Source organism: Candidatus Hydrogenedentota bacterium (assembly GCA_012730045.1).
GTDB lineage: Bacteria > Hydrogenedentota > Hydrogenedentia > Hydrogenedentales > CAITNO01 > JAAYBR01.
In genome coordinates this window covers 74,972-93,961 of record JAAYBR010000106.1, presented here as the reverse complement: position 1 = coordinate 93,961, position 18,990 = coordinate 74,972, and the positions used below count along the sequence as shown (strand labels likewise).

The window sequence follows — 18,990 nt, the reverse complement described above, 5'->3', positions numbered from 1 at the left end:
GGACATGCGTGAGTGACCGGGTCAAGGCGTTCTTGGAGTTCTGCACGGGGCACTTCACCCTCTGGGTCATTCTGTTCGGCCTGCTGGCATACCGCTTTCCCGGGCCGGTTCTCTCCCTCAAGGGCTATCTGGACCATTTCTTTGCCCTCACCATGTTCGGCATCGGCGCCGCGCTGCGGCCCGCCGACTTTGTGAACATTGCCCGGGCGCCCGGCGCGGTCGCCGTGGGCACCGCCGCGCAGTACACCATCATGCCCTTCTCCGCCTGGGCCATCGCCCGGGTTCTCCGCCTTCCCGACGATCTGGCCGTCGGCCTGGTTCTGACAGGGGCCGCGCCGGGCGCCATGGCAAGCAATGTGGTGAGTTTCCTGGCCAAGGCGGACACCGCGTATTCCGTGTCGCTGACGACGGCCTCCACCCTGCTCTGCCCGGTGCTGACCCCCCTGCTGGTCCTGAAACTCGCGGGGGCGGAAATGGACGTGGAGTACTGGGAGATGTTCCTGAAACTGCTGCTCACCGTCATCGGGCCGTTGCTGGCCGGGTTTGGGCTGCGGGTGCTGCTTCCCCGGCAGGTGGAGCGGGCGCAGCCCGTCTTTCCGGCGCTCTCGGCCCTGTTCATCGTGTTCATTTGCAGTCTGGTCATCGCCATGAACAGGGAGGCCCTTGCCCAGACCACGCTCCTCGTGTTGGGGGTTTGCCTGGCGCTGAACCTGTCGGGAATGTCGCTCGGCTACGGGGCGGGCCGGATGTTCCGTATGCCGGTTTCCCGGCGCCGGACGCTCAGCATTGAGGTCGGGATGCAGAACGCCGGGCTGGGGGTGGTGCTGGCCATACAGTTCTTCGGCGAGAAGGCGGCGCTCCCCTGCGCGGCCTTTGTGTTCATCTGCATCCTCACGGGAAGCGTCGCGGCCTCGTGGTGGAGCCGCCACCCCGTTCCGGCCGCAGGGGAACCGGCCCCCGAAACGGCGCCCTCCGCGCCGGGTCAGTAGCTCTCGGGCGTCAGCTCCACCTTGCCCCGGAAGACGCGGTAGATGATCACCGTGTAGGCCACAACGAGCGGCATGCCAATGAGGGCGATAACCAGCATGATGCCCAGGGTCTTGGGACTCGACGCCGCGTTGTAAATGGTCAGGGTGTATCCGGGGTCGAGGGAGGAATACACCATGTTCGGGGCCATGGCCACCGCGAACAGAAACACAAAGGCGGTGATGCAGAAGCTGTTCGCGAGGAACGCAAGACCGGTCCGGCCCGCGCGCATCAGGAGGGGAATCGCGATCATGGCGGCCAGATGCAGGACGGGCATGATCCAGGCGGCGGGGAGATACCGGAAGTTGACCGTGGCCGAGGGCACGGCGGCGACGGCATAGGCGCTGACGGCCAGATAGAGCGCGAGGAGGCAGAAATAAGCGGTCCAGGAGGCGCGCAGTATCCGGGCGTGCAGCGGCCCGCCGGTCTTCAGTGTCAGGTAAAGGCCCCCGTGGAAGGCGAAAAGCGCCACCACGAGCAGGCCCGTGAGCAGGCTGAAGGGGTTCAGGAAGTCGAAGAAGGTGCCGGTGTAGTTCCCGGCGGCGTCAATGGCGATCCCCTGCATCACATTTCCCACGGCCACGCCGAAAAGCAGGGAGGCCGTCAGGCTGGACAGGCAGAAGGCCCAGTCCCACAGGGAGCGCCACGCCGGGTGGGGCTGCTTGCTCCGGAACTCCATGGACACGGCGCGGAAGATGAGCGCGCACAGCAGGAGCATGAAGGCCGTGTAGAAGGCGGAAAAGACCGTGGCGTAGACATCGCGGAACGCGGCGAACATGGCCCCGCCAAAGGTCACCAGCCACACCTCGTTGCCGTCCCACAGGGGGCCGATGGCGTTCATGAGGATGCGGCGTTCCCGGTCGTCCCTCGCGACGAAGGGGTGCAGGATGCCCACCCCCAGGTCAAAGCCGTCCAAGACGGCGTATCCTGTCAGCAGGACGCCCAGGAGGAGGAACCATATCTCGTTCAGGTAGGTCATGGCCGCGTTTCCCGTGTTGTGCGCCGCGAGGCGGGGCGGTTACTGTTTGTGCACGGAGCCCATGGAAGGTCCGGAGGGGTCGGCCCGGTTTTCGGCGACGGCCAGGAACCCCGTGTTCATGCCGTCCGCGGGCTCCCCTTCCCCGCCGGGGTCGGGCCCCTTTTGAATCTTGCTGTTCAGGACGAAGATCCACACCAGGAAGAGCATGAGGTAGACAAACCCAAACATGAGGATGGACCCGAGAATCTGCCCCCCGCTGACGTTCTTGGAGACGCCGTCGGAGGTGCGCAGCAGGCCCTGGACCACCCAGGGCTGCCGCCCGATCTCGGCCGCCATCCATCCGGCGTGGTTGGAAATGTACGGGGTGACCACGGCAAACACAAAGGTCCAGAGCAGCCAGCGCTGCTCGAAGAGGCGCTTGCGCCACAGCAGAAACAGAGCCAGGGAGCTGACGCCGATCTGGAACATGCCCATGGCCACCATGAGGTGGTAGGTCTGGAAGGTCATGCCCAGGGGCGGCCAGTCGTTCTCGTCCTCCGACAGGTCGAGCAGCCCGGGAACCGGCTTGGTGAGACTCTCATGAATGAGAAAACTCAGCATGCCGGGAACCGCCATCCCCCCGCGCACCGTGCGGGCGTCCTTGTCGGGAAATCCAAACAAATAGAGGGGGGCGCCGCCGCCGTCGGACTTGAAGTGCCCCTCGAAGGCCGCCATCTTGACCGGCTGGGTCTCCGCGACCTTCTTGGCCTGGAGGTGCCCGGAAAAGAGGATGCCCCACGAGGACAGAAAGGCCACCACGAGCGCGATGGTGAACGAGCGTTTCGCGAAGTCGAGATGCCGGTTCTTCAGGATGTAGAAGGCCGAGACGCTCATCACAAAGAAGGCGCCCAAAATGAGGGCCCCGATGACGGTGTGATTCAGGCGGTGCATGGCCGACGGGTTGAAGACCATCTCCCAGAAACCGGTGATCTCGGCGCGCCGCGCGGCGCCCTCCCCGACCACGTGGAATCCGGCGGGGGTCTGCTGCCAGGAGTTGGCGACAACAATCCAGACGGCGGACAGGGTCGAGCCCAGGGCCACCAGCCAGGTACTCAGGAGATGAACCCGCTTGGAGACGCGGTCCCAGCCGAAGACCAGCACGGCCAGAAACCCGGATTCCAGGAAGAAGGCGAAGATGCCCTCGGCCGCCAGGGCCGAGCCGAAGACGTCGCCGACGAAGCGCGAGTAGTCGGCCCAGTTGGTCCCGAACTGGAACTCCATGACGATGCCCGTGGCCACGCCCACGGCGAATGTGACGGCGAACAGCTTGGTCCAGAACCGGGCCATGTTCTCGTAGACCTTGACACCGGTGAAACAGTAGCGCGTCTCCATGATGACCATGAGCCAGGCCAGCCCGATGGTCAGGGGCGGGAAGAGGTAGTGAAAGCCGATGGTGAAACCGAATTGAATGCGTGCAAGCAGAACCGCGTCGAGTTCCATCGGGTGTTCCTTATGCTGGGTGGCGTGATTCCATAGTCATCAGGAGACGTTTTCAAAGGGGGCGACGGACACATCCCACCCTTATAACGCCCTGCGGCCGCAGATTATTCGATCCGTCACCGGGTGCGGAGAAGGCGGCGGCGCGGCCCCTTTCCGAATGCAGGCCGCGCCTGCCCGGGTGTGTCTGAGTTTGCCCGCCGCTGTCAGCATGCCCGCCCTGTGGTCGAAAGCGGTCCCCGCCGGCGGTTTGGGCCGGCCGCGAAAACTTGACTCGCCTTGGAGGGGATTGGGTACTATTAGGGCGTCGGTGCCCGGGCGCCGGCGGGCGTTTCCGGTGAAGACGGCGGATCCGCGCCGCAGCCGGAAAGACGCCGGACAGTTCCAGAGGGAAGGAGCCCCATCCGTGACCATTACAAAGCGGGAGTTGGTGATGCTTGTCGCCAGCAAGACGGGGATGACACAGAGCGACGTGTTTCGCATTGTGGAGTCCGCCTTTGACACCCTGACGCAGACCCTGGTGCGCGGTGGCCGGTGGGAACTACGCGATTTTGGCGTGTTTGAGGTGAAGCGCCGGGCGGCGCGCGTGGGGAGGAATCCGAGGACGGGGGAACAGGTGCCCGTCTCGCGGAGGACGGTGGTTTCGTTCAAGCCGGGGAAGATGATGAAGGAGAAGGTCGCGGCGGGGGCGCGCGGCGCAGAGGGTGACACGCAGACAACCTGACGCCCCGCCGGGGCGTCCGCCAACGGGGCGGGAACTTCCCACATGACCACCTCCATCAGCCCCCCCCCCACGGTGTTGGCCGTGGACACCAGCACCGGATGGTGCGCCGTCGGCGTGTGCCGGGCCGGGGGTCCCCCCTCCTCCCCTTCCGTCCGCATCTGCTCCGAGGTGGTGGTGGACGGCAAGCGGCTGCACGCGGAGCGGCTCTTCTCCCTCATTGACCATGTGCTCTCCGATTCCGGGGTGAGTCTGGAGCGGCTTTCCCTTCTGGCGGTGGCGACGGGGCCGGGCTCCTTCACCGGCCTGCGTATCGGGGCCTCCGCCATGCAGGGGCTCGCCCTGGCGCGCGGTCTTCCCCTGGTGGGTGTGCCCACGCTGGATGCGCTGGCGCATGCCGCGCCTCCGGTGGACGGGCTGGTCGTCCCCCTGCTCGATGCGCGCATGGGGGAGGTCTTTGGCGCGTTCTACCTCGTGACTCCGGACGGGCTGGAGAAGGTCGGCGGGGACCGGGTCGCGCCGGTTGCAGGTCTCCTGGGGGATATGCCGGGAACCGGGGGAACGGTCGTCTTTGTCGGCGACGGCGCCGACCGGTACAGCGCGGAGATTCAGGCTGCGCTTCCAGACGCCCGCATCGTGCCCCCGCCGGGAAACACGCCCCGGGCGGCCTTTGTGGCGCTGGAGGGCGTGCGCCGTCAGGCGGCGGGCGCGCCGACCGATCCGGCGCTGGCGGTTCCGGTGTATCTTCGCAAGGCCCAGGCGGAGCGTCCGGGCGGGGGGAGGGGCTGACATGGCTTCCGCACCCCTGCGGTTTGAGGCTTTCAGCGCCGCGCATCTTCCGGCGGTGCTGCTGCTGGAGAGCCAGGCCTATCCGGATCCCTGGACGCACGGGATGTACCGGCACGAGCTGGAGACGTCCTGCTCCCATTTGCATGTGGGGCTGCTGGGGGATGACGTGGTCGCCTATGCGGGCTTCTGGCTGGTGCTGGACGAGGCGCACATCACCCGGGTGACGGTGGCCGAGGAACACCGGCAGTGCGGCTATGGGCGGCAGGTGATGGAATACCTGCTCGCGCGCGCGTTTGCCCTCGGCGCCGCGCTGGCGCGGCTGGAGGTGCGCGATGGAAACACGGCCGCCATCCGCCTGTACGAGCGGATGGGCTTCGTGCCGGAGGGGCGGCGGCCGGGATACTACCAGCGCACGGGGGAGGACGCCGTGCTGATGATCAAGCGCTTTTAGGGGCGCGGCGGCTCAGGAGTGGCGGGGAAAATCGTGCTCCCCGAAGACTTCCGCGGAGAACCGGTAAAGGCGGCAGTCCGGGTTTTCCCAGGCACGGAAAGGCAGGCCCGCCTTTCGGCAGAGCCCCTCCAGGAAGGCGTTCAGGTTCCAGCCCTGCTCCACCGGCACCTGGGGAAGCAGCACGCCCCCGCGCCCGCTTGGCTGGTGCGTGAGGTACAGCCCGTCCCTGCCCACAACGATCTCATCCAGGCTTGCCACGGGAAGGAACGGGGTGCCGGGAACCTCGCCCGGCGCCAGGGCGGAAATCTCCACCGAGAGGGCGTCCAGTTCCCCCGAAGTCACGGCGGAAAACCGGGGGTCGTGGCAGGCTGCGTGGACGGCATGGTCCCGCACGGTCTCCGCGAGGGAGGCCCGGGCCTCCAGGGTGCCGATGCAGCCCCGCAGTCCGCCCCCGGCGTCATGCAGGGTGACAAAGGCGCACCGGTGCGCCGCGAGCGACTCCGTCAGGGGGTAGTCCTTCAGGGAGAGCGCCCGCCCGCTGAGAAAGGCGGCAATGGCGTCGCGCGCGATGCGGAGCAGCGCGCGCTTTTCCTCCTGCGTCAGGGGGGGCGCGCCGGTCATGGGGTTTCCTTTTTCGGCTGCTTCGCCGTTTTCGCCTTTTCCCCGGGCGCGGCTTCGGGTGTGGGCGGCGCGGGGGGCGTCCCTGCCGGAATACCGGGCATGGGCAGGGGCCTCACCTTGTCGGGCTGCGGCGCGGCCGCAGGCCGGGCCGGGTCGTGGAAGGTGAACGCGGAGAAACTGACGGACCGGTTCATGTCGCCGGTGAGGGCGCAGGACACCTCATAGGCGAGGATACGGGCCTGTGTGCCCGGAGGCAGCAGGCGCAGAAGGACATGAATGCAGTTTTCCCCGTCAATAACGTTTTCAGTGTCCTCCATGTAGCGCTGGAAGGCGGCCGCGTCGAGGGAGAGCAGGCACTCAAAGGCCTGGCGGTCCAGACGCTCGATGTTCTTCTGGATGTTCTCGTTGAACGGGCGGTTGCTGAAGTCGTTGCCGAAATGCGTGAAACTGCTGCTGACCACCAGCAGGGTCCGGTCGTCCAGCAGCGGGCGGATGGTCTTCGCCACGCTGTCCGCGGCGGCGGGGTTGAATTTTCCGCTGGGGGTGGTGAGACTTCCGATGACAACGGGGACGAGCTTGAATTCCAGCAGGCGCTCCTGAAGGTAGGGCAGGAGGGTCTCAATGCCGTGCTCCCACTCATGCACCCGGCCGCGCTTGCTTCCCTTCTCGCTGTAATTCAGGGCCTGGACGGAGAACAGGGGGGAAAAGACGAGCCGTCTGACGGCCTCCTGGTCGAGCGCCACGGGGCCCAGCGGGGTGAGAAAGGCGTCCACCTCGGGAAGGGAGCACCCCTCAATGTCCGCAGTGTGCGCGCTGGTGAGAATGATGACCCGTTCATACTGTCCCGGCTTCAGGCTCTTGAAGGCATGGGCGGACACTTTGCCCGCAAGACCGTAGGGGGCCGGAGATGCAATGCAGGCAGCCAGGAACGAAGTGACTTCGGGGGCGTCTGCGGCGTCATAGAAGGACCGCAGGGTTTTGAGCAGGGTGTCCGGATCGGCGGGATAGTGGGATTCCGCGACTGCCGGCAGGCGCGGGACGATGCGGCGTTGCGCGTCCGCGCGGGGGGCTGCGGCGCAGAAACACGCCAGAATCACGGCCAGACAAAGGGCAGGTTTTCGCATGGCGCCTCGCCGGCGGGGAGTGCATGTCCGCACGGCGGCTCTATTGTGTCACATTCGGCGCGGGGGGATGCAACCGTCCGGAACGGTCAGGGCTGCTCCGTGCGTTTCTTGCGGAGGTGGGCGCGGAGCTGCTCGACCCGTTTGATGGCCTGGTCATGCTGGGGGTCCCGGGCAAGCACCATCTCCATGTACTGGAGGGCGCGCTCATAGCTGTGCTTGCGGATGTTGCAGATGCCCACGTTGAAGAGGGTTGCCGTCATCTTTCGGCTCAGGCGCTTGGAGGCTTTGTCGGTCTTCTCCACTTCCCGGTATTTCCGGAGGGCCTTCTGGTAGTTTCCCTTCCCGAAATAGAAGTCCCCCTCAAGTTCGGTCTGGGTTTCATCGCTCAGCTGAACCTTGTCGTGCAGAAAACTCTCGAACTCTTTGTGCAGACGCTGTTTGTACTCTTCGGGGGTCATGCCGGAGAGGATCGCGGTTCTTTCGACCAGCACGCTGAGGTTGTTGCCGTTCGGATCGTCCGGGATGAAGAGGAATCGGGGCTCCTGCATGTACTTGGGGGAAGTGACAAAGCCCGAGACGATCTCACCGTCAAAAAACTCCAGCACGACGGGGAGGGCGTTCTCGGGGATTTCCTGGAGGAACTGCTCGGGATTGAAGCGGCCGTCAAAGCTCTTGACATAGAAGACCCCCTTCAGCTCGCCAAAGGGGACGTGGACGGACTTCTCAATGGACTGGTTGTTTTCGTCCACGAGTTCCAGGTTGAATCCATCCGCGACCTTGTTGAGTGCCAGACAGAAGCCGCGGGCGGTGCGCCCGTTCTTCAGGTGCACCACCAGCCGCTGACGTGTGCGCTTTTCCGCTCCGTCTGTCTTTCCAGTCTTCGAGTCAGGCACCATGACCGATCATCCCATGCTGTTTGTCCATGCTTGGCCGCGGGGAAATTATATCGCATTATGCGGAGAATGGCAACTATTCTTAGATGGCGCCGCCCTGGAAGCCGGACAGAGGCTTTGCAATGGTCCGGCATCTCCTGCTATACTCACCGCGCTGTGCCCTCCGGGGGTTGCCGTTGGTCTTTTTTGTGCTTCCGGAGGCGTTTGCCGTTGGCCGACTTGGCGCTTTTCGCGTGGGGAGGTCTTTGCGGCGGGCGGGACGGACGACGGCAAGCGGCCAGTCATGCAACCCTGCCGACACGGATGGGGCGTAGCCAAATTGGTAAGGCACCAGATTTTGGTTCTGGCTATTGTTGGTTCGAGTCCAGCCGCCCCAGCCAGTCAGACAAAGTGAGACCGTCCCGGGGCGGTTTCTGATGCGGGCAACCAGGAGCGGAAGGCCTTTATCGTGGACGGTTCCGTGGAAATGAAGATTTTTTCCGGCAATGGGTCTCAGGCGCTGACGCGGGGAATCTGCGAGCATTTGGGCGTGCGTCAAGGCGAGGCGGTGGTCAGCGGATTCAGTGACGGGGAAATCCGGGTTCAGATTCAGGAGCATATCCGGGGGCGGGACGTCTTCCTGGTGAACAGCACCTCGCCGCCGGTGAACCAGCACCTGATGGAGCTTCTGATCCTGATTGACGCCGTCAAACGGGCCTCGGCGGAGCGCATCACGGCGGTGATCCCCTATTTTGGGTATGCCCGGCAGGACCGCAAGGACAAGGCGAGGGTTCCCATCACGGCCAAGCTGGTGGCGAACCTGATCACGGCTGCGGGGGCGGACCGGGTGCTCACGGTGGACCTGCACAGCGGGCAGATTCAGGGTTTTTTTGACATCCCGCTCGACCATCTGGCGGCGGACATCGTTTTCTGCGAGTGCCTCTGGAAGGAGAAGCTGCAGGAGAACATGATTGTGATCTCCCCGGACATGGGGAGCGTGCGCCGGGCGCGTGAGTTTGCGAACCGCCTGGCGATTCCCCTGGCGATTGTGGACAAGCGGCGCCCGCGGGAGAACGAGTCGGAGGTGATGAACGTCATCGGGTCGGTCGAGGGCAAGCACGCGCTGATTCTGGACGACATGATTGACACGGGCGGCACGCTGGTCAAGGCGGCGCGCGCCATCAAAGAGCATGGCGCGCTGAGCGTGCGGGCCTGCGCGACACACCCGGTCTTCAGCGGCCCGGCGCTGGACAACATAGAGAATTCGGTCATCGAGGAGCTCCTGGTGTGCGACTCGGTGCCCCTTTGCGCGCGTGCGGCGGCGAATCCCCGGTTCCGGGTGCTTTCGCTGGCCCCCCTGATCGGGGAAGCCATCCGCCGCATCCACCGCAACGAGTCCGTGAGCAGTTTGTTTCAGGTCTGAAAACGAGAAAATGTTCTGGGAGAATTGAACAATGGAACTGAAGACGTTGAGTGTCAGCAGCCGCGCCACCGGAACGAAGGGCATGGCCCACGCGGTCCGGCGCACGGGCAGGGTTCCCGGCGTGCTTTACGGCGGCGGGGAAGAGGCGATGTCGCTGGAGATTGACGGCAAGGAGTTTGACCGGCTGCTCCATTCGGCGGCGGGCACGCACCCGATTGTGAGCCTGGTCTGCGAGGACCAGCCCGCGATGAACACCGCGGCCATCGTCAAGTCGGTGCAGCGCCATCCGCTCAAGTACAACCCCACGCATGTGGACCTCGTGCGCATCCGCATGGACGAGACCATCCGCACCATGGTTCCCGTCGAGCTGACGGGGCGCTGCAAGGGGGTCGCCGAGGGCGGCCTGCTGGAGCACCAAGTGCGCGAGGTTGAGGTCGAGTGCCTGGCGACGCAGGTGCCCGAGAAGTTCATCCTGGACACCACGGACCTCAACATCGGCGACGCATACCACGTTTCGATGCTTTCCATTCCGGAGGGGGTCACCCTGCTGACGGATTCAGAGCTTCCCGTCGCGTCTGTGCACATGCCGCGTGTCAGCGCGTCCGAGGCTGCGGCTGCGGCGGCTGCCGAGGCCGAGCCGGTGGCGGCGGCGGCGGCAGAGCCCAAGGAACAGGCGGAGGAGGGGAAGTAGTCCCCTCCCCTTCCGACGAGCGGCCTGAACAGCCCCCGAGGTGAATGGTTTGTGCGGTTCCAGACTGGTGGTAGGATTGGGAAACCCCGGCGCCCAGTACCGGGACACCCGCCACAATCTGGGCTTTTGCGTGGCGGACCGGGCTGCGGCCGGGTGTTCCGCGTCTTTTGACCGGGAAAAGCACGACGGGCTGTGGGCCGAGGGCATGCACGCCGGCCGGCGGGTTTACCTGCTTAAGCCGCTGACGTTCATGAACCTCAGCGGCGGCAGCGTTGCGAAGGCGGCCAGGAGCAAAGGCGTCGCGGCCGAGGACATTCTTGTCATTGCCGACGATGTGAACCTTCCCCTGGGATCGGTGCGTTTTCGGGCCGGCGGCGGCGCCGGCGGGCACAACGGCCTCAAGTCCGTGATCGAGCGGCTTGGCACCAACGCCTTTCACAGGGTAAGATTGGGGGTTGGCGGCGGTGAGACGCCGGGTGGCGAGCTGACCGGTCATGTGCTGGGCAGGTTTCGCCCGGAAGAGCGGGCCGCCGTGGACGCCATGCTGGACGACGCGGCTGCGGCGGTGCTGCTGTGGGTGGAGCAAGGCATAGAGGCGGCCATGAGCCGGCACAACCGGCGCCCGGGCGCCGAGGAAGGATGATGTCATGCCGATGAACAAGAAGCACACGATCTGCGTGCTGGTGGACAACCAGTTTGGCGTTCTCGCGCGCGTGTCGGGGATGTTCAGCGCGCGCGGCTACAACATCATCAGCCTGTGCGTGGGCGAGACGGAGAACCCGTCCGTCTCCCGGATGACCGTCACCGTCCGCGGGGACGACACGGTGCTGGCGCAGATCATGCAGCAGCTTAACAAGCTGGTGGACGTGGTGGCGGTGGAGGACCTGACGAACACCTCCTTTGTGGAGCGGGAGCTGGTCATGGTGAAGGTGGGCGCGGGCGCGAAGAGGCGCGGCGAGATCATCGAACTGGCCAGCATTTTCCGCGCGAAGATTGTGGACCTCGACCAGAAGACGATGACGGTGGAGGTCACGGGGGCGCAGGGCAAGGTCAACGCCTGCATCGAAATGCTGCGCCCCTACGGGATCGAGGAGCTGGTCCGGACCGGCACGGTCGCCCTGGCCCGCTCATCGCGGGGCGGCGGCGCGGCCTCCGGGGAGGAGTGAGGGTGGTTTCTTCCTGTGAAATGCGGCGGACGGCGCGCGGCCGGGCCCCCAGGGCTTCGGAACACCGCACGGACAGTGTCGTGCGGCCCGAAGAAGGGACGCGGGACGCCGTGTACTCGCAGCACGCGGGCGCACACAGGGCGCGGTCATCACGGCCGCGCCTTTTTCTTTTAATGACACAACGGGCGGCGGCCCCCGGAGGGATTGGACAGTGAGAGCGTTGTTGGAACTGCAGCAGCTTGACCTGAAGATTGAGGCGTTCCGCGCCCGGGAGAAGGAGATTCCCCGGCAGAAGGAGGCCTACAACATCCAGCGGGTCCGGCTGACGGAGGAGCTGAAGGAGAGCGAGAACCGGGTCAAGACGTTCAAGACCGAGCAGAAGGAGTGCGAGGTTGACATTGACCAGAAGAACGCGCAGATCGCAAAGCTCGAGACGCAGCTTCTCCAGGTGAAGAAAAACGAGGAGTACCGCGCCCTCCTGCACGAGATCGAGCTGCAGCGCAAGCAAATCGCCCTCAGGGAGGAGCGCATCCTGGGGATCATGCTCGAGATTGACGACGCGCAGATGCGGTTCCATGAGGACAAGAAGCGGATCGAGGGGGAGGTGCGCAAACTGGACGAGGAATGCGCGCGCATTGACGACGAGCTTGCGGTGGCCGTGGAGGAGCGCAAGGAGCTTGAGAGCCGGCGCGGGCCCCTGGCCGATGCGGTCTCCCCTTCCCTGCTCAAGCGGTATGAGCGGATCCGGACCGTGCGAAAACCCGCCGCGGTTCCCCTCAACGACGAGTCCTGCGGCGGCTGTTTCATGACCGTGCGCGCGCAGATTGTGAACGAGATCATGGGGGAGAAGGAGTACCACGCCTGCCAGCACTGCGGACGGCTCCTGTATTTCCCGGGGAACATTGCGGAGCCCCGGCAGGCGGAGTGAACGCTCGGCCGGCCCTCCCGGGGCGGTTCCGGGGGCCGGGGGACAGGGTGCGCCATGCGGCATATGGACTTGGTTTCCGACGGGACCCCCTGGCGGGACTATCTTTCCGACCTCATCCTGCACGGCGTCAAGCTGGGCCTGGACAACATTCGGGCGCTTCTTGACGGCGCCGGCAATCCGGAAGGGGCCTGCCCCTCCGTTCATCTGGCGGGGACCAACGGCAAGGGAAGCACGGCCGCGTTTCTGGACACCATCCTCCGTCGGGCGGGTTTTCGTGTGGGGAAGTTCACCAGCCCGCACCTCCTGGACATCCGGGAGCGTTTCCAGATCAACGGCGTTCCCATTTCCGAAGAGTGTCTTCGGGACCAGGTCTTCCGGTTCAGGGAGGTTGCCTCGGGGATGCCCTCCCCCCCGACGTTCTTCGAGCTGAACACCGCCATCGCCTTCGGGTGGTTTCGCGATGAGCGTGTGGATGCGGCGGTGGTGGAGACGGGCATGGGCGGGCGCCACGACGCCACCAATGTGCTGCGGCCTGAACTGTGCGGCATCACAAACATCGCACTGGACCACACGCGTTATCTCGGTGACACGCTGGAGGCAATCGCCTTCGAGAAGGCGGGCATTCTCAAGCCCGGCGTGCCCTGCGTCACGGGCCTCCTGCCCGGGGGGCCCGCGGCGGTGGTCCGGGAGAGGGCGCGCGAGGTCGGGGCACCGCTGCTCATGGCGGGACAGGACTACGCGTTTTCCGTTTCTGGGACACCCATGGCCCCCCGGTTAACCCTCCGCCACGGGGCGCTTGAACTGGAAGAGGTTCCCCTGGGCCTTTCGGGGGCGCACCAGGCGGGCAACGCCGCCATCGCCGCGCTGGCCGCCGCCCTCCTCCCCCCTCCCCTCGGGCCCGTTTCCGGCGCCAACATCGCCCGGGGACTGGCTGAAACGCGGTGGCCCGGGAGGATGGAGAAGGTGCTGGATGCGCCGCCGGTGTTTCTGGACGTGGCGCACAACCCGGACGGCATGGAGACTCTGGCGGCGTCCTTCCCGCGGGCGGTGGTGGTCTTTGCCGTCTCCTCGGACAAAGAGGCCGCGAAGATGCTCGAAATCATCCGCCCGGCGGCGTTTCCCCTCATCCTGACCGCCTACACGGGCGCGCGGTCCCTTTCCGTCGAGGAACTGTCCGGCTTGGCGGGCGGAACGCCGCACATTTCGTGCCCCGGCCTGTCCGAGGCGCTCGAGGCGGGCATGGCGCGCGCCACCGATGAGACGCCTCTTCTGGTGTGCGGGTCCATCTATGCGGCGGGGGAGGCCCGCCGGATTCTGGTCTCGCGGCATGGCGCCGCCGCGCCGGTGTTCTGACGGCGGGCCTACTCCTCGTTCTTGGACCAGATTTCCTTCAGGACCGCCGTTCCCTTGTTCACGAGTTCCCCGCACGACCGGGCCACGGAGGTGCCGTAGCCCCTGCGCAGTCGCAGTCGCAACTGGGTCAGGTTTTTGGCCAGGGGCTCCACCTTGACGCCGAGTTCGTGGGCGCTGTCCTTCTTTCCCGCGCCGTACAGGGCGCTGAGCGCCTCATCGCATCCGCAGACGATGGAGCTTGCCTTGATGAGCATGCTGCGCGCCTCTGTGAGCGTGGGCGTGGTGTAGATAAGGTTTGTCAGCCGGTCCCGCGCCGCATGCACATGCAGGAGCGCCTCCAGGGGCGCACCCGGCGGGGCGTCGAGGATGGTGGTCTCAATGTCCGCCACGTCCAGGCGGTACTTCCGCGCGAGGTCGATGTCCACCATCACCTGGCGCCGGTCCTCCTCCAGAATGCGCTCCGCGATGATGTCGCGCCAGCGGGAGCAGCCCTCCGGATCCCCCACCAAGAGAAGCTGTCCCTGCCCCGGGAACATCTCGAGATGCCGGGTTTTCTCCGCGGGCGCCCAGATGCGGCTGCGGACAAAGGCGGTGACGTCGTATATTTCCATGCCGTTTGGAAGGAAAGAGGGAAACTCCAGATTGACCGAAACGGACTGGTCGGCGTCGTTGCTGACCAGATAACACAGGTGGAAGTCCGGGGAGCGCATCCACAGCACTTGGACGAGGGGCATGTCCGCGGGGACCCTGGACCGGGGGTTTGCCCGGGAGGAAAGCCCGAGTTTGAAGGGGGGCTCGCCGTCGTTGGGGACGGAGTTGAGAAACAGGGGCGCCATGGCGGAGAAACGCTCCACCCGGTTTCCCAGTTCGGCCCACAGGTCGCTGAAGGTGAGGAAGGGGCCGGTGAGCGAGCGCTCGCAGTGGCCTCCGTCCCAGAGGGGGCTGTTGTGGTAGGCGTAGGTGAAGAAACCCCGCGCCCCGCTGGCCAGGGCCTGGTTGATCATCAGGCGCATTTCGGGCCCGGAGCTCCATTCCGGGGCGCCGCTCGCGTCCACAAAAGCGGGCGCCGTGACCCAGAGGGCCCTGCCCTCCCCGACGGCAAGATGGGCGCGCACGGCACCTCCAATCTTCCAGGGACAGTAGGACTTGAAGAAATGGAACCAGTCCACGTCCATGCAGGAGGAGAAGGCGGGCAGGGTTCCGGGGTGCCGGAAAGGCGTGGTCAGGGGATGGGTGGTGTCGGCGTTCCGGAACGCGTTGCAGAACCTCCGCCACTGGTCCACGTCGCTCTCGTCGGGGGCCTCACTGATCCCCCAGGCAAGCACGTCCCGGGAGGAGGCAAAGTCCTTGACCAGCGTGTCCGCCAGACGTTTCCAGAGACGCTCCGGCGAGCTGAGGGGCATTCCGAAGAGGGGAACGACCTTGATGTTGAGGCTTTGCGCGAGGCTCTCCAGCTCTTTGCCGTAGCCGCGCCCGAGGGCCTCCGCCTTTTCCACCACAACACAGTTGTGGTGATGGCGGGCGATGTCCTCCAGTGCGAGGCGCCAGTAGTCGGCGAAGGGGATCTCCATGAGGTCGGCCAGCTTGCGCGCCGTGGCCGCGTTTAGAAAGACCCCGAAAGGAAAGAAATCGGCCGGGGCGGCCACGCCGGGCGGGGCTTTTCGCCGCGCTTCGGCGGTGCATGAGGATTTCCAGGCCTCTTTCTCCGCAGGCGTCATGGCGCGGAAGCGCAGGGACTCTATTTCGATGGATTCCTCGGTGCGCTTGTGCGCGTAGAGACGGACCGCGACCCCGGTGACGCTGTCGGGAAAACCGCGGTGATGCAGGAGCACCGCGGCGGTGGTCCAGTCCGAGGCATGGTCGAGCCGGTGGACGCACTCGCCGCCGCTGTAGAAACAGACCAGTTCGGCGTGCGCCCGGGAGCTGAGGAACTTGTAGGTGATTTCGAGGATCGGGAACCGGCCGGTGCTGAGCGGGAAAGGGCGCTGCTCCCCGGCATCCAGGGAACTCAGGGGTGCCCAGAAGCCCGGCTTCTCCTCGTCAAGATTGTCAATCCGTCGTATTCCCGTGAAGTCGCCGGAAAGCACGAGGCCGCGCGCCCCCAACTCCTTGAGGGCGGACACATCCCGCCACGCCTTCTCCGCCGGATCATCCGAAAGCGGCCATTCGGCCAGCGCTTTTGCGCCAATGGTTACGCAGGCGACCTCCTCACTCGAAGGAGGGTCTTGGGACAACCGTAGTCTCTTCAAGCACCCGAGGTATTTGCAGCGCATCCGCGATGTCCTCCAGGTTGCGCGGCTTCTCCGTTTTTTCGACGAGAAGTCCCGCGGAATAACAGCGGTTTTCGGGAAGATCCGGCGGCGTTTCCCCCTTGGACAACGCGGAAAGGGCCCCGTACAGCTTCTTGGACAGGTCCGGAAGATCGGGCCGGACCACCGCAAACACACCGCCGGTGGCCAGACCGTCCCGGCCTTCCGGGGTGTTTCCGTAGGCGATGACGCTCACCATGCGCTCGCGTTTTTCAGCGCGCACCGCGCCGAGAAGCACGCCGGCGTGGTAGGGCATGGTTCCAAAGTACCCTCCGACCTCGGGGTGCTTCTTGAGGGCTTCCACGGCGCGCGCGCCCGCGATGCCCCTGTCCCCCTTGTCTTCGATGACCTCAAGGATGAAGTACTGGCCTTTCTCCAGGGATGCCTTGAGCCCCTCCAGCCGGGCCGTCTCCGCTGCGGAGGCCTCTCCGGAAGTGAAGAGGAGCACCCGGATCATCGGCGGCAGGGCTTCCTTCGTCACCTCTCCCATAAGGCGGCCCGCCTCCCGGTGGTCGGTCCCGATGAAACAGGCGCGGCCGGAGTCGGGGGCGTCCCGCTCCAGAAGGATGAGGGGCAGTTTCGCGGCCAGAGCCTTCAGTTGTCCGGCCTGCGCCTGCGGGTCAATGGGGCACACCGCAAGGGCCTTGACACCGTCCTGCACCATCTTCTCCGCAATGGCGTTCTGCTGTTCAATGGTGGCGGGTGAGGGCATGCGAAAATCGAGCACCGCCCCCCCTTCCGTCGCGGCCTCGCCGCAGAGCGCGCGGACATTGTTCCAAGTGTCGGTGATTCCGTCCGTCAGCACGCCGACGCGGGTTTCCTGCCCAACGGCCGGGAGGGCCATGAGGCCGCCGGCCAAGATCAGCGCAGTCATCATATGTCGCATGTTCCGGTCTCCCGTGGTTTCCATGCCGCGCGGGGGGCGGCGGTGTTGTCCTGTGAAAAACTATGCGGACGGCGCCGCGGCGCGCGCGCCTATCCAGCCGGTCACCTCGCGCAGAAAGGCTTCTTGATCCAGGTCGTTCCAGAGCTCATGATACCCGCCGGGGAAGAGCCGGAGGGTTTTGTCGGGGGATCCCAGGTCCTTAAAAAGGCGCACGCCGCCGGCGCAGGGCACCACCCGGTCCGCCTCTCCGTGCAGAACCAGCGCGGGCAGGGTGATCGCCCCGTAGTTCTTCTCCGCCGTCTGGATGGTTTCGTGGAACTGCGCCCCTGTTTTTGCGGCCACGCGGCCGTGAAACGCGAGGGGGTCGGCATCCGCGGCGGACACCACTCCGGCGACGCGGGAAAGCCCCCGATTGTCCACCCCGCCCACCGGAAGGCCCGGAAGCACCGCGGACAGCACAGAGGCAAGTTTCAGGAGAATCTTTGGCACGTTGTCGGGAAAGCCCAGGAAGGGGCTGCTGAAGACGAGTCCGGCGGCGTCAACGGTGCGGGTCTGCGCGTAGCGCGTGAGGACCATTCCCCCCATGCTGTGCCCCATGAGGAAGAGCGGCGCATCCGCGAGGTCTGTTGCCGACCACTTGAGAAAAGCGTCCAAGTCTTCCAGCAAATCTTCAAACCGCGAGATATAAGCCCGGCGTCCGGGGGATTTTCCGTGCCCCCGCTGGTCATAGGTGTGCACGGCGACACCGGCCGTGTTGAGGTGCGCGGCAACATGCGCATAGCGGCTGCTGTGGTCGCCAAAGCCGTGGAGAAGCACCAGGCGCGCGCGAATCGTGGAGTCTGGAAGCCATTGCTGCGCGTAAAGTTCCAACCCGTTCCCGGTCTTGAAGGCGTTTTCGCTGTGCATGGGACGAGTACTCCGTTTACACCCCGGTGATCATACCAGAAACACGTCCTTTCATGGCATGTGCGGGACGGTGGCGGGATGCCCGGGCCCCCGAATGTTTGCTATCATAATCCCGGGGAGGGAAAACGCTTCTTTTTTTCGGAGACACGGCATCATGCGGGTTCCCCTGTTGGATTTAAAGGCGCAGTACGCGGAAATCCGCGAAGAGGTCGAGGCGGCCGTGCGGGAGGTGCTGGAATCGCAGCTCTTCCGCGGCGGGCCGCAGGTGGACTCCTTCGAGGCGGAGATGGCCGCGTACACGGGATGCGGGCACGCCACGGGCGTGGCCTCGGGCACGGACGCCCTGTATCTCCTCTTCCGCGCCCTCGAGCTGAAGCCGGGGGAGGAGGTGATCACAACGCCGTTCACCTTTTTCGCCACGGCGGCGGCCATTGTGAACGCCGGCGGGGTTCCGGTGTTTGCCGATGTGCGCCCCGACACCCTGACGCTGGACCCCGCCGCCGTGGAGGCGCTCATCACCCCGCGCACGCGGGCCATCGTTCCCGTGCATCTTTTCGGGCACTGCGCGGACATGGACGCCCTGCTGGACCTGGGCAGGCGGCATGGCATTCCCGTCATTGAGGACGCCGCGCAGGCGCTGGGCGCCTCGCACAGCGGGCGCAGGGTGGGATCCCTCGGCTGGGCCGCCGCGGTGAGTTTCTACCCGACGAAGAACCTGGGGGCTGCCGGCGAGGGCGGCATGGTGCTCACGAACGACCCCGCCTTGGACGACAAGATACGGCTGCTGCGCTGCCACGGCGCGCGCGCGGCGTATGTGCATGAGATGGTGGGGGTCAACAGCCATCTTCCGGCCGTGCAGGCCGCCGTTTTGCGGGTGAAACTGCGCCATCTGGACCGGTGGAACGATGCGCGCCGCGACCATGCGCGGCGGTACACGGAGGCCCTGGAAGGCACGGATTCGATAGTTCTTCCCGTCGAGCTTCCCGGGTGCCGGCACATTTACCACCAGTATGTCGTGCGCATCCCCCGCCGGGATGCGGCCAAGGCGCTGTTTCATTCGGAGAGGGTCGGCTGCGGGGTGTTCTACCCCGTTCCCCTTCACCGGCAGGCGTGTTTTGCCGCGCACACAGAAGGCGTCTCCTGTCCGGTGGCGGAGAAAGCCTGCGGCGAGGTGCTCGCCCTGCCCGTCTATCCCGAACTCACGGACGCGCAGATTGACACCGTGGCGGCGCTGCTCAGGAGGCATGTGGGCGCGGCGGACTGAGGGCG

At 65.7% G+C, this 18,990-nt stretch carries 19 protein-coding genes and 1 tRNA gene; 12 read left to right on the top strand and 8 right to left on the bottom strand.

What is annotated here, in order from left to right; translation table 11 throughout:
* Positions 1–8 precede the first annotated feature (8 nt).
* Positions 9–989, top strand: a complete 981-nt coding sequence (locus GXY15_11590) for a bile acid:sodium symporter family protein (protein NLV41854.1) — start codon at positions 9–11, stop codon at positions 987–989.
* Here GXY15_11590 and cydB read toward each other — a convergent pair.
* On the bottom strand, positions 983–2,005 hold the full coding sequence (gene cydB, locus GXY15_11585) for a cytochrome d ubiquinol oxidase subunit II (GenBank protein NLV41853.1): 1,023 nt from the start codon (positions 2,003–2,005) through the stop codon (positions 983–985). The two genes, GXY15_11590 and cydB, sit on opposite strands and share 7 nt — an antisense overlap.
* A 39-nt stretch (positions 2,006–2,044) precedes the next feature.
* Positions 2,045–3,484, bottom strand: coding sequence for a cytochrome ubiquinol oxidase subunit I (locus tag GXY15_11580; protein NLV41852.1), 1,440 nt, complete (start codon positions 3,482–3,484; stop codon positions 2,045–2,047).
* 208 nt (positions 3,485–3,692) lie between these two features.
* Between GXY15_11580 and GXY15_11575 the strand changes: the two genes are divergently transcribed.
* Genes GXY15_11575 through rimI form a run of 3 tightly spaced genes read left to right on the top strand, consistent with a single transcriptional unit; the run spans position 3,693 to position 5,442 of the window.
* A complete protein-coding gene (locus tag GXY15_11575) occupies positions 3,693–4,205 on the top strand; it encodes an HU family DNA-binding protein (GenBank protein NLV41851.1) in 513 nt (170 codons plus the stop codon).
* Positions 4,206–4,247: 42 nt separating this feature from the next.
* Positions 4,248–4,991: a tRNA (adenosine(37)-N6)-threonylcarbamoyltransferase complex dimerization subunit type 1 TsaB gene (tsaB, locus tag GXY15_11570; protein ID NLV41850.1), complete on the top strand. Its 744-nt coding sequence runs from the start codon at positions 4,248–4,250 to the stop codon at positions 4,989–4,991.
* A 1-nt stretch (position 4,992) separates the two neighbouring features.
* The gene (rimI, locus tag GXY15_11565) at positions 4,993–5,442 is read left to right on the top strand and encodes a ribosomal protein S18-alanine N-acetyltransferase (GenBank protein NLV41849.1); all 450 of its coding nucleotides are present in this window, start codon (positions 4,993–4,995) and stop codon (positions 5,440–5,442) included.
* A gap of 12 nt (positions 5,443–5,454) precedes the next feature.
* Here the strand turns inward: rimI and amrA are convergent, their stop codons facing one another.
* The 3 genes from amrA to GXY15_11550 all read right to left on the bottom strand — a co-directional run bounded on the left by amrA (position 5,455) and on the right by GXY15_11550 (position 8,083).
* Positions 5,455–6,063, bottom strand: coding sequence for an AmmeMemoRadiSam system protein A (amrA, locus tag GXY15_11560; GenBank protein NLV41848.1), 609 nt, complete (start codon positions 6,061–6,063; stop codon positions 5,455–5,457).
* Positions 6,060–7,187 carry an AmmeMemoRadiSam system protein B gene (amrB, locus tag GXY15_11555; protein ID NLV41847.1) on the bottom strand — a complete coding sequence of 376 codons (1,128 nt, stop codon included), beginning with the start codon at positions 7,185–7,187 and terminating at the stop codon, positions 6,060–6,062. Before amrB ends, amrA begins: the two co-directional genes overlap by 4 nt.
* An 86-nt stretch (positions 7,188–7,273) precedes the next feature.
* Entirely contained in the window at positions 7,274–8,083 is an 810-nt protein-coding gene (locus tag GXY15_11550; GenBank protein ID NLV41846.1) for a hypothetical protein, read from the bottom strand.
* Between the two features lie 301 nt (positions 8,084–8,384).
* On the opposite strand from GXY15_11550, the gene GXY15_11545 reads away from it, so the two are divergent.
* The 7 genes from GXY15_11545 to GXY15_11515 all read left to right on the top strand — a co-directional run bounded on the left by GXY15_11545 (position 8,385) and on the right by GXY15_11515 (position 13,620).
* Positions 8,385–8,460: transfer RNA gene (locus tag GXY15_11545), tRNA-Gln, on the top strand.
* An 86-nt stretch (positions 8,461–8,546) separates the two neighbouring features.
* Positions 8,547–9,482: a ribose-phosphate pyrophosphokinase gene (locus GXY15_11540; protein ID NLV41845.1), complete on the top strand. Its 936-nt coding sequence runs from the start codon at positions 8,547–8,549 to the stop codon at positions 9,480–9,482.
* A gap of 31 nt (positions 9,483–9,513) precedes the next feature.
* Complete coding sequence (locus tag GXY15_11535; protein NLV41844.1) at positions 9,514–10,173, top strand: 50S ribosomal protein L25; 660 nt, start codon at positions 9,514–9,516, stop codon at positions 10,171–10,173.
* A 49-nt stretch (positions 10,174–10,222) separates the two neighbouring features.
* Entirely contained in the window at positions 10,223–10,816 is a 594-nt protein-coding gene (locus tag GXY15_11530) for an aminoacyl-tRNA hydrolase (GenBank protein ID NLV41843.1), read from the top strand.
* Positions 10,817–10,826: 10 nt separating this feature from the next.
* The gene (ilvN, locus tag GXY15_11525; protein ID NLV41842.1) at positions 10,827–11,339 is read left to right on the top strand and encodes an acetolactate synthase small subunit; all 513 of its coding nucleotides are present in this window, start codon (positions 10,827–10,829) and stop codon (positions 11,337–11,339) included.
* Between the two features lie 211 nt (positions 11,340–11,550).
* Positions 11,551–12,267, top strand: a complete 717-nt coding sequence (locus GXY15_11520; GenBank protein NLV41841.1) for a hypothetical protein — start codon at positions 11,551–11,553, stop codon at positions 12,265–12,267.
* Positions 12,268–12,321: 54 nt separating this feature from the next.
* On the top strand, positions 12,322–13,620 hold the full coding sequence (locus GXY15_11515; protein ID NLV41840.1) for a bifunctional folylpolyglutamate synthase/dihydrofolate synthase: 1,299 nt from the start codon (positions 12,322–12,324) through the stop codon (positions 13,618–13,620).
* Positions 13,621–13,628: 8 nt separating this feature from the next.
* Here GXY15_11515 and GXY15_11510 read toward each other — a convergent pair whose 3' ends face one another.
* The 3 genes from GXY15_11510 to GXY15_11500 are packed head-to-tail and all read right to left on the bottom strand — an operon-like array spanning position 13,629 to position 17,721.
* Positions 13,629–15,854 (bottom strand): hypothetical protein, encoded by a 2,226-nt coding sequence (locus tag GXY15_11510; protein ID NLV41839.1) that lies wholly within the window; start codon positions 15,852–15,854, stop codon positions 13,629–13,631.
* The gene (locus GXY15_11505; protein ID NLV41838.1) at positions 15,829–16,815 is read right to left on the bottom strand and encodes a substrate-binding domain-containing protein; all 987 of its coding nucleotides are present in this window, start codon (positions 16,813–16,815) and stop codon (positions 15,829–15,831) included. The genes GXY15_11510 and GXY15_11505 overlap by 26 nt, the downstream gene beginning before the upstream one ends.
* Before the next feature lie 60 nt (positions 16,816–16,875).
* The gene (locus GXY15_11500; GenBank protein NLV41837.1) at positions 16,876–17,721 is read right to left on the bottom strand and encodes an alpha/beta hydrolase; all 846 of its coding nucleotides are present in this window, start codon (positions 17,719–17,721) and stop codon (positions 16,876–16,878) included.
* 154 nt (positions 17,722–17,875) lie between these two features.
* Here GXY15_11500 and GXY15_11495 point away from each other — a divergent pair, with 154 nt between their 5' ends.
* Positions 17,876–18,985 (top strand): DegT/DnrJ/EryC1/StrS family aminotransferase, encoded by a 1,110-nt coding sequence (locus GXY15_11495; protein NLV41836.1) that lies wholly within the window; start codon positions 17,876–17,878, stop codon positions 18,983–18,985.
* Positions 18,986–18,990 lie beyond the last annotated feature (5 nt).